We start from the raw sequence: 2,693 nt of genomic DNA, 5'->3' as shown, positions 1-2,693 counted from the left end.
CTGGATGCCGGCGACCTCGGCATCGCCGCCCTGCACGCCCAGGCCTTCGCCGCGCCGTGGGGGGCCGACACCTTCGCCGATCTGTTGTCGCAACCGGGCGTGCTGGCGGTCAGTGAGCCCGACGGCTTCATCCTTATCCGGACCGTGGTCGACGAGGCGGAAATCCTGACCCTGGCCGTGGTCCCGTCCGCACGCCGCCACGGACTGGGGCGACGTCTGGTCGAGGCGGCGGCCCTCGCTGCGGTCCAGGCCGGCGCGACGCGGCTGTTCCTGGAGGTCGCCGACGACAATGTCGCCGCGCGCAGCCTGTATGAGCGGACCGGGTTCGACCCGATCGGTCTCCGCAAAGCCTATTATGCGGGCGCCGACGGATCGCGGACCGATGCTGTGGTGATGAGCCGCGACCTCTGTGCGCCGGACGCCAACCTGACGCTTCCCTGATGCGATCCAAGCCCCTATTCTAGGCGCATGGACCGGATCGAAAAACTCTGCGCCGAGCGCGGCATGCGTATGACCGAACAGCGCCGGGTGATCGCCCGGGTGCTGTCTAACGCCGCGGACCACCCGGATGTGGAAGAGCTGTATCGCCGCGCGTCGGCCATCGATCCGCACATCTCCATCGCCACCGTCTATCGCACCGTGCGCCTGTTCGAAGAGGCGGGCGTGGTCGAGAAGCATGACTTCGGCGACGGCCGCAGCCGCTATGAAGAGGCCGGCGACGATCACCACGATCACCTGATCGACACCAAGTCGGGCGAGGTGATCGAATTCTTCGACGCCGAGATCGAGCGGCTGAAGAATGAGATCGCGGAACGGCTGGGCTTCCAGCTGATCGGCCACAAGCTGGAGCTCTACGGCGTTGCGATCGAGGGCGCCGAGCCGTCCAAGCGCGAAGGCCTGATCTTCACCCGCCATGCGGCGCGGATCGATCCCGCCGATGTGGATGCGGGCTGACGCTCGGCTTGTCGCGACGCTTGCGGGCGATCATAAGCCCACGATGACCGAGACCCTGGTTCCTCAAGTCGAGACGGCGCCCCAAAAACGTCTGTTCATCAAGACCTACGGCTGTCAGATGAACGTCTATGATAGTGAGCGCATGGCTGATGTGCTGCGCCCGCTGGGTTATGGCGTCACCGACGACGTGAAGGCCGCCGACTTCGTCATTCTGAACACCTGCCACATTCGCGAGAAGGCGGCCGAGAAGATCTACTCCGAGCTCGGCAAGCTGCGGGAGATGCGCGACATCCGGCGCGAAACCGGCGGGGATCTGACCATCGCGGTCGCCGGCTGCGTCGCCCAGGCCGAGGGCGAGGAGATCATGCGTCGCCAGCCGGCCGTCGACATCGTCGTCGGTCCCCAGGCCTATCACCAACTGCCCGAGCTTCTGACCCGCACGGCGCGGGCGCGGGGCGAGCGGATCGGCGCCGACTTCGCTCCCGACGACAAGTTCGACGCCCTGCCCGCAGCCCGGTTCACCGAGGGGCCGACCGCCTTCCTGACGGTGCAGGAGGGTTGCGACAAGTTCTGCACCTTCTGCGTCGTGCCCTATACGCGCGGCGCCGAATGGTCGCGGCCGATGGCGGCGGTGCTGGAAGAGGCGAGACAACTGGCGGATCGGGGCGTGCGCGAGGTCACCCTGCTGGGCCAGAACGTCAACGCCTATGACGGCGAGCGGCCGGACGGGCGAAAGGCGACCCTGGCCGAACTGGCCTATGCTCTGGCCGAGATCCCCGGCCTGGACCGCATCCGCTATACGACCAGCCATCCCAACGACATGGCCGATGAATTGATCGCCGCGCATGGCGATCTGGACGCCTTGATGCCCTATCTGCATCTGCCGGTTCAGGCGGGGTCGGATCGCATTTTGCGGGCGATGAACCGCAAGCACGGGCGTCAGAAATATTTCGATCTGATCGACCGGATCCGCGTCGCGCGGCCGGATATCGCCATCGCGGGCGACTTCATCGTCGGCTTCCCCGGTGAGACGGATCGGGAGTTCGAGGACACGCTGGATCTGGTGCGGCGTGTGAACTACGCCGGGGCCTTCGCCTTTGCCTATTCGCCGCGACCGGGCACGCCGGCGGCGGGCATGGGCAAACAGGTGGAGCCGAACGTCGTCAAAGACCGACTGCATCGCCTGATCGCCCTGCTGACGGAACAGCAGACCGCCTTCAACGCCGCCCAAGCCGGCCGGACGCTGAACGTGCTGTTCGACAAGACGGGACGGCACGGCCACCGTCGCCAAGCGATTGGTCGATCCCCATATCTTCAATCGGTCCACGTCGATGACGCGGATCATCTGATCGGGCAGATCGTTCCGGTTGAGATCATCGCCGGCCAGCAGAACAGTCTGTCAGGCCGGCTCATAGCAGACGGGCTCAAACAGCCGGGTCGCGCAGGCTCGGCGACAGCCCAAAAAGAAAAGGCCGCTTGATGGCGCGTGAGTCTGAATTCGTCCCCTTGAACGATGCCGAATTGCGGGCGGTCATCGGGCCGAACAGTCGCCACGTCGCCCTGATCGAGGACGCCTTCAAGGTGCTGGTCGAGGCGCCGGGCGGCGGGGTCTCCGTCAATGGCGGCGCACGCGACCGCACGGACGCCCGCCAGGTGATTGAGGATCTGGCCAAGCGCGCGGCCCTGGGCGCGGAAGTCACCGAGGCCGACGTGCGCGCAGCCCTAGGACAGGCGCGCGG

3 protein-coding genes and 1 pseudogene are annotated in these 2,693 nt (G+C 66.4%); all 4 read left to right on the top strand.

Translation table 11 applies throughout. The features are described from left to right. Positions 1–441, top strand: coding sequence for a ribosomal protein S18-alanine N-acetyltransferase (gene rimI, locus B3T77_RS16210; protein ID WP_292080940.1), 441 nt, complete (start codon positions 1–3; stop codon positions 439–441). Positions 442–468: 27 nt separating this feature from the next. Continuing rightward, positions 469–954, top strand: coding sequence for a Fur family transcriptional regulator (locus B3T77_RS16205; RefSeq protein WP_055808861.1), 486 nt, complete (start codon positions 469–471; stop codon positions 952–954). 43 nt (positions 955–997) lie between these two features. Next, positions 998–2,434, top strand: a complete 1,437-nt coding sequence (gene miaB / locus B3T77_RS16200; protein ID WP_066555301.1) for a tRNA (N6-isopentenyl adenosine(37)-C2)-methylthiotransferase MiaB — start codon at positions 998–1,000, stop codon at positions 2,432–2,434. A gap of 26 nt (positions 2,435–2,460) precedes the next feature. Beyond that, positions 2,461–2,693: pseudogene (locus tag B3T77_RS16195) on the top strand (PhoH family protein); the annotation flags it as partial.

This window comes from Brevundimonas sp. UBA7838 (genome assembly GCF_002500885.1).
Classification (GTDB): Bacteria; Pseudomonadota; Alphaproteobacteria; order Caulobacterales; family Caulobacteraceae; genus Brevundimonas; species Brevundimonas vesicularis_C.
Note: the sequence above shows the minus strand (reverse complement) of the source record. Positions and strands in the feature narration are given on the sequence as shown.